The sequence below is a fragment of the Paenibacillus agaridevorans genome, from assembly GCF_003112455.1.
Taxonomy (GTDB): domain Bacteria; phylum Bacillota; class Bacilli; order Paenibacillales; family Paenibacillaceae; genus Pristimantibacillus; species Pristimantibacillus agaridevorans.
Genome location: NZ_BDQX01000163.1, coordinates 63,524 through 71,417, shown reverse-complemented (window position 1 = coordinate 71,417; position 7,894 = coordinate 63,524). Strand labels below are relative to the sequence as shown.

The 7,894-nt window shown below is 55.5% G+C and carries 6 protein-coding genes; 4 read left to right on the top strand and 2 right to left on the bottom strand.

What is annotated here, in order from left to right:
* Positions 1-669 (bottom strand): transketolase (locus PAT3040_RS14360; protein WP_258234976.1); only part of this gene is annotated, 669 nt, incomplete at its 3' end.
* Positions 670-683: 14 nt separating this feature from the next.
* A complete protein-coding gene (locus PAT3040_RS14355) occupies positions 684-2,117 on the bottom strand; it encodes an L-fucose/L-arabinose isomerase family protein (protein WP_108993270.1) in 1,434 nt (477 codons plus the stop codon).
* 265 nt (positions 2,118-2,382) lie between these two features.
* Between PAT3040_RS14355 and PAT3040_RS14350 the strand changes: the two genes are divergently transcribed.
* The 4 genes from PAT3040_RS14350 to PAT3040_RS14335 all read left to right on the top strand — a co-directional run.
* Complete coding sequence (locus tag PAT3040_RS14350) at positions 2,383-3,417, top strand: LacI family DNA-binding transcriptional regulator (protein ID WP_108993269.1); 1,035 nt, start codon at positions 2,383-2,385, stop codon at positions 3,415-3,417.
* A gap of 346 nt (positions 3,418-3,763) precedes the next feature.
* Positions 3,764-5,530 (top strand): sensor histidine kinase, encoded by a 1,767-nt coding sequence (locus PAT3040_RS14345; RefSeq protein WP_258234983.1) that lies wholly within the window; start codon positions 3,764-3,766, stop codon positions 5,528-5,530.
* A gap of 22 nt (positions 5,531-5,552) precedes the next feature.
* A complete protein-coding gene (locus tag PAT3040_RS14340) occupies positions 5,553-7,286 on the top strand; it encodes a glycoside hydrolase family protein (protein ID WP_108993267.1) in 1,734 nt (577 codons plus the stop codon).
* Positions 7,280-7,894 (top strand): four-carbon acid sugar kinase family protein (locus tag PAT3040_RS14335; RefSeq protein WP_146200437.1); only part of this gene is annotated, 615 nt, incomplete at its 3' end. The genes PAT3040_RS14340 and PAT3040_RS14335, both read left to right, overlap by 7 nt.

The window sequence follows — 7,894 nt, the reverse complement described above, 5'->3', positions numbered from 1 at the left end:
GGCAGGCGCGGCTTCCAACGCCTCTACGAGCGCGCCCATATCGTTGCCGTCCAAGGCAACGACGTTCCAGCCGAAGGCGGCCCACTTCTCGTCGAGCGGATCCAGTCCCATGACGGTTTCCGTTGTGCCGCTTATCTGCAAGCGATTGCGATCGACGATGCCGATCAAATTGTCGAGCTTATAGTGCGTGCCGGCCATGGCTGCTTCCCATACGGAGCCCTCGGCTTGCTCTCCGTCGCCCATCAGGCAGTAGACGCGATAACGTTTGTTGTCCCTCTTGGCCGCAAGCGCCATGCCGACCGAGATCGCAAGACCATGTCCCAGCGCCCCCGTATTCATCTCGATGCCGGGCACCTTATTGTTGGGATGACCGATTAACCTCGTTCCGAATTGTCCGAACGTATCCAGCTCCTCTTTGGGGAAGAAGCCGAGGTCGGCGAGGATGCACCATAACGATTCGACGGCATGGCCCTTGCTGGCAATAAAACGGTCGCGATCGGGATTCTTCGGCCGCCCTGGTTCGATGTTCATGACGCGATAATAAAGTGCGGTAACAATATCGGTATTGCTGAGCGAGCCGCCCGTATGTCCGCTCTTTGCCTTATGAATCATGCGAAGCAGGTCCATTCGGATTTGAACGGCTTTTAATTGCAGGTGATGAATATCCATGCGTAATCCTCCTTCTACAGGCCCGATCCGCGGAGCCAAGCCTTAATCTCCGCTTCCGTCGGATCGACGGGATCGGGCGTAAGTCCGGGAATGTACTGGCATGCTTCGTATAAAGCGGGAATGGCATTGGCATGAATGCCGACGGCATGATGGACGTAGGGTCCTTTGACGAGCTTCTCTTCCCATAAAGGCCAATCGTTGACTTCCACCCACACATAAGAACCGCGCGTGTAAGGTCCCTGTATCCCTTTGGCTTTGCCAAGGAACAGGCTGTATTCTCCGTGATCGCCATCGAAGCGGGCAAGCGTCATGCCGCCGCCTTTAATTTCGCCTTCATGAGTGCCGGGGGAATGATCGTCGAACAGAAAATGTTTTCGCAGCTTGGGTTTGTCCTCGACTGACAGGGATACCGGGAAATTGCCGCAATGGAACAGCAGCTCGCCGTTCGGATTGTCCGGGTGTCGGACCGTAAGATCGGCGAAAAAGGTCGGGTGCTGATTCAACGTGGCCGCCTGTGTCATGACCGAGGTGATCGCGCCATGAATATCCGTCTCGCAAGTGACGGGGATTTGCTCATCGGTGAGAATCGCGTTGGCCAGACAAGGCATAATGCCCATGGCATCCTGCAGCGACGACCAGCATTGAATCGCGATCGCGGTGCTTCCCGTCTGAACGGCGTATTGTTTCATTGCAACTTTTAACGACGCAATCCGTTTGACATCCGTCTCCGTCACCTCCGACCAGTCCAGCTTGGCTTTGATATAATCCACGGCTTCGGCGAGCTCGGAGCCGAAGCCGCTTTCGATTCGTTTCGCCGCGCGCTGGATATCCACGATCGTAATAGGATGGAGCTCAATGCCGAACCGCTCCAGCAGTTCTCCTTCATTGCACATCATCGTCCAGAAGGAGGCGGGACGCGGACCGATCTGCAAAATTCGCAGGCTGCGGAATTGTCTAACGACGTTGGCTGCCGCGATAAAATTCGTAAATCCGCGTTCGAATACGGGATCGTCCAGTCTGCTGTTAGTCACATAGGTAAACGGAACGTTGAACCGCCGCAATACTTTACCCGTTGCAAACAACCCGCATTGCGTATCCCGCAGCCTCATCCCGTCCTCGAGCGGAGCTTCGTCGCGGGGACCCCACAACAGAACGGGCTTTCCGAGCGCTTTGCCCACACGCGCGACCGTGTCTTCGGTGCCGAAATTGCAATGAGGAAAAAACACGGCATCCACTTTTTCCTGACGGAACCGATCGGCTATGAGATCCGCGCCAATGTGGTCGTCGTACAACAATCCCTCTTGGTTGATGCCCTCCAGATCCACGATGTCGATATCGAGTCCGAAGCTCTCCATCTTTTCCTTAATCATCACTTTGTACCGGAAAGCATCTTCCGCGCTGAACACGAATCGGCGTGTAGGGGCGTAGCCGAGCTTAAGCTTTTTCAAGTGAGAGTCCTCCTAAATTGACGATTTTGTTTAGCTAAACAAATGTCACTTTTCTTCGCTTTTTTTCTGGAAAATTTATTTTGACAACAAGGTCACACCTAAATTAGCATGAAATGTGATGAGGGTCAACTGAAATTTATATAAACAAAACTAAATTGTTTATTTAAATAAACGATTTGTTAAGTTAAGTCGTGCAGTTGATTGCATAATGTTTAGTTCGACTGTACACTAGAGTTTAGGATTTGAAAGAGTAGGAGGCATCTCGATGAAAATGGAAGACATCGCTCGAATGGCAGGCGTATCCAAAGCAGCGGTGTCGCTTGCGTTTAGCGGAAAGCCGGGCGTGGCGCCAGAGACGCGCGAACGCATTCTCCAAATCGCCCAAGAGCATAATTACGAGTTCAAACCCCGGAAATCGGTGGCCGATGCGGCCTCCAAAGCAATTACGTTCCTGGTGTTCGCCAATTCCGGACTCGTGGTCGACTCGTATTACCAGCAGCCATTCTTTCGGGAATTGATCCACTTTACGGAGGAGCGCTGCAGGGCGCTTGGGTATTCGCTGATGTTCAGCACGATCTCGCTGGACAAGCTCGACGAAGGAATAACGTCGATTGCCGAAAGCGGGAATAGCCAAGGCGTTATTTTGCTGGGGACGAATTTGGACCGCATGCAGATATCGGACATCTCGGGCAAATTAGCCTTGCCGATGGTCGTTGTCGATAACTGCTACGAGACGCTGCCCATTCACTTCGTCGAAATTAATAATATGATGGGGGCATACGAAGCCGCTTCGCATTTGATCGGACTGGGGCATCGCCATATCGGCTATATCTCGTCCAGCGACCGCATCCATAATTTCGAGGAGCGCAGGCGCGGTTTTGCGTATGCGATGCGGGAACGGGGAGTCGAGCTGGACCCGGATTGCCTGTTCACCGTGGAGCCGACCATTCTTGTTGCCCAGGAGACGCTTAAGAACAAGCTGGACGATTATCTGGGCGCGGGGAAGCCGATGCCCAGCGCATTTTTTTGCGAATGCGACTATATCGCCATCAGTACGGTCAAGACGCTTGCGGAAATGGGGCTGCGCGTTCCGGATGACGTGTCCGTCATCGGCTTCGACAACATCAAGGAAGCTCGGATCGTAACGCCGGAGCTGACTACGGTGCATGTCGAGAAGGAAAGCATGGCCAAATGGGCGGTCAACGCGCTGGTGCAGGAAATCGAGACCGGCAGCACCATTCGCAACAAAGTATCGGTGGATACGCAGCTTGTCGTAAGGCAATCCACGCGGGCCGTATAAGGGAACGGGGGCATCTCAGGATGCCTCCGTTTTTTTGTCGATGCGTGCGCTTACATAGTTCTTAAAAATGTTCGCTCGTTTCTAAGTTTTCATCACTATTCATGCCAAGCGCTCGTCTATACAATGAAGTTAAGTCCCCCAAAGCAGCCGCTATCAGCTAAGGAGAAGGAGGATGGAGGCGGAATTGGAGCATGCGGCCGGAACCAAATGAACTCGCGCGCGGCGGGCGGGCTGCAAAAGGGAAGTTGTCTACCGCCAAAGTTCCTTCGTATAATAATTGCAACTAGAATGGAAGCGCTTCAAGCGAAGCCTCCGAATGCGAAAGAAGGCTGTTGCAGTGAAAAATATGAGGATCGTTCAGAAAATGGCGCTAGGTTACCTGCTTCTCGTGTTGTTGCCGATTATCGTTTTCGGCGGTTACTTGTACAATCAGTTCTACATGGACGTCATGTCCGAATATTCCGAAGGCAAGCAGAAGCTGGTGGTGCAAGCCGGCGACGGCTTCCGGTCCAGCCTGAAGCAGGTGGAATCCATTCATGCCTTGTTCATGAACAACCAGCAACTGATCGATTATTTAAATGGAAACTACAGTTCGGAGCTGCAGCATGTATACAACTATCTCAAAGACATACGTCCGCTATTTATATACGCGCAATCGCGCGATAACGGGATCTCTTCTCTTAAGTTGTACAAAACGCTGCCCAAGGTCCACTCCGTGGACGGAGAGCTCGAAGATCTGGATCGGATAATTGAAGAGCCTCTGGCGTTGCTGGAAGGGGTCAAAGTGGACGAAGGCGTGTGGCTGCGGAGCGCAAGCTCCGATATTGCCGAGCTTCCGAGCCTAACCTACTACCAGCGCATCTATAACAACAGCTATACGAAGCCGCTGGCCGTGCTGGAGATCAAAACGAATGAATCGTTGATTAGCAATTTCTTTAAGGCGGTAGATGTCAATCACAACATGCAAGTGCGGATCATGCAGGGCGGAGCAACGGCATACAGCAGCGAGGGTGCCGGACAGGACGACGAATTGACGGCAAGCTTGCTTGCCATGGCGGATGAAAGCGATCAAGGTTATGCCTACTCCAGCAAGCAGAGGGCGCTTGTGAATTCGCTGACGATTCCGGAGCTGTCCACGACGTTCTACTTCTTTAGCCAGATGGACGAGGTGTTCGTCGATATTCGGACCAAGACGCTTGTCCTTGCTCTGATCCTGTTAGTATCGCTTGCGGTGCTGACGGGCATCTATTACGCGACGGCCTCCTCGATCGTTCGCCGCATTCTCGGACTGGCCAAGCACATGAGACGGGGAGACGAAAGCAATCTGACCTTCTACAAAGTAGGCAAATCCAACGATGAAATCGATTTGTTGACCCGATCCTACAACTCGCTGGTCCAGCGAATTGACGAGTTGCTAAATACCGTGCACAAAGCCGAGCTCATGAAGAAGGAAGCGGATTATCTGGTGCTGCAAGCGCAGATCAAGCCCCATTTTCTGTACAATACGCTGGAATCCATAAGGATGCTCGCCGAAATCAACAACGATCAGGAAGTCGTGGACGCGACCTACACGTTCGGGCGGCTGCTCAGGTACACGCTGAATTCAGGCGACAACGAGACGAGGCTGCAGCATGAGATCGATAACGTGAAGCACTATTTGGACATGCATAAGCTGCGCATGCTGGATCGGTTAAGCTTCTCCATCCAGGTGCTGACGGAGATTGACGATATCCGCTGTCCCCGCTTTATTCTGCAGCCGCTCGTGGAGAACTGCATCCAGCATGGCATCGGACAGAGCCGCAAGCGCGGAGAGATCGATATCGTCGTGCGAAGAGAAGGCGAAGAGCTCCAGATCGTGATTGCCGATAACGGTCCCGGCATCCCCGCGGAACGGCTGGAGCTGATCCGGGGCGTGCTGAGCAACGAACGGGACCGCGAGGAGCTGCAGAACGAAAATTCCGGTCACGGGCTGTACAATGTCAGCGAACGCATTCGCGCGTTCTACGGCGGACATACGCGGCTGCTGATCGAGAGCCGCGAAGGGGAGGGCACGAAGTATATTCTGAGGCTGACGGTTTCTCCCTTAGGCGGATCCGCCGCGCGTGGAGGATAACGATAAAAGGAGTGAAGATCGAATGGAGCAACAACGAACCAACGAGATTCCGGATACGCTTATGCTGGAGGAGAGGGCTGCCCACGCCATCAACGCGATGATCGGGCTGGCCGACCGCGACTATGGCTACATCCCGTTCTTCAGCGCGGACTTGATGCACAAGCCCGCCTACATGCAGCATGGCGATTGGGATTATGGTTCCTCTCACGGGAGGATGATCGACGGCTTGATTCTGGCCAGGCATATGTCCGGCGAGACGTTCGGCAAGGAAGTCGAGGAGCGGTATCGCGAGAATCTGCTGTCGTTTTTCAAGGAGGACGGGATGAACTATCGCCAAATCAACCCGACCCGCGACTGGGAGCCGAACGCCAACCTGATCGACCAGCGCGCCGTCATCCTGTCCTTGACGACCTGGTACATGGAGTCCGGAGATCCCAAGGTGAAGGAAGCGGCGGATCGGCATGTGGCCGCCCTCAAGCGAATCGCCGTCAAGGAACGGGACGTCTGGTATTATCCGGCGTCCGAATACAAGGAGACGGGGTGGCCCTCGGCGAACGGCGTGCAGCTGAGACTGGCGCCGGACCCCGCGGCATTTTGCGGCAGGCTGGTCATGCCGCTGCTGAAGTACCATGAGTTGACCGGCAATGAAGACGCTTACGAGCTCTGCCAGTTTTTTACCGCGCTAATCATGGAGCGGAGCGGCGTCTTCAACAAAGACGGCAGCTTCAACGATTCGCTGGCTTACCGCAGCGGCCACTTCCATACCCGTTTGGGGACGCTCGACGCCATCGCCCGCTTCGGCATGCACTCCGGCAACGCGGCGATGATCGCCTGGGTCAAGAAAAGCTACGATTGGGCGCTGACCAAATGCACGGCGTTCGGCTGGACGCCGGGCGATCTGCACGAGCAGGCCTACGAGCACGAGACGTGCTCGCTCGTGGACCTGATCGCCTGCGGCATTACGCTGGCCAAGAGCGGTTACGTGGAATATTGGGGCGTCGTCGAGCGGTTTCTGCGCAACCATCTGGCAGAATCGCAGCTGCTGGATCTCGACTGGGTGGAGCAGACGGACGACAAATCGAACGATATACAGGCCCACACAACCTTCTACAAGGTGGCGGAGCGCACCCGGGGTTCCTTCGCGGGTTATTCGGCGCCGAACGATTTTGTATGCGACGTCAACGAAGGGCGCGGCCATACGAGCGATTTGCAAATTTGCTGCCTGGGATCGGGCACGCGCGGCTTGTTCATGGGCTGGAGCAACACGATTACGGAGAAAAACGGGACCGTCAGCGTCAATTTTTTGCTGAACCGGGGTTCGAAGTGGCTTGACGTCAGCAGCCATCTGCCTCACGAAGGCAAGATCGTGCTGGACGTGCGCTCGGACATCGCAAGGCTTCTGATCCGCATACCGGAGTGGGCCGGTTTTACAAAGATCAAGTACACCCGCGAGCGGGAGGGTATCTTGGCCGAAGGCAAAGGCAGCGAGGAGAGCAGCTGGGTCAACCGCCACTTCCTCTCGCTCGGCAAGGCGACCGCCGGGGAACGAATTACGGTGACCTTCCCGTTAAGCTTCCGCAAGACGCTGGAGAACGCCGTCGGCCAAACGTTCGAGGCGGAATGGCGCGGCGACGACGTGGTGGGGATTACCCCGAAGGGCACGAAAAAGCCGCTGTACAGCGGGCGGCAAGTTTTCGATCGGGCCCCGATGCGCGGAGGCGATTATCGCCGGCTGGATCGCGAATTCGTATGGTAAAACGGCTGCTTTGTTATTACGGCGACGACTTTACGGGGTCGACGGACGTGTTGGAGGCGCTGTACCGCACGGGCCTACGCACGATCTTGTTCCTGGAACCGCCGGAACCGGAGCTGCTCCAGGGGAAATTCCGGGACGCGGATTGCTTCGGCGTGGCCGGAGTAAGCCGTTCCTTGCCGCCGGAAGAGATGGAGCGCGAGCTTCGTCCCGTTTTGGCTACGCTGAGGTCGGCGAACGCGGCGATCGTCCATTACAAGATTTGCTCCACGTTCGATTCATCCCCGGACACGGGCAGCATAGGCCGGGCGATCGAGATCGGCAGCGACGTGTTCGATAGCCGCAAGCGAGCCAAGTTCGTGCCGCTGCTGGTCGGTGTCCCCTATTTGCGCCGGTATACGGTGTTCGGGCATCACTTTGCGGGAGCGGGGGGCGAGGTGCATCGGCTGGACCGCCACCCGACGATGAAGAGGCATCCCGTTACTCCCATGGCGGAATCGGATCTGCGTCTGCACTTAGGAAAGCAGACCGACTTGTCCATCTCCCTGCTGGACATCGCGGCGCAAGACGGCGAGCATGAGGCCGTGCGCATGCGTCTCAATGGTCTTGTG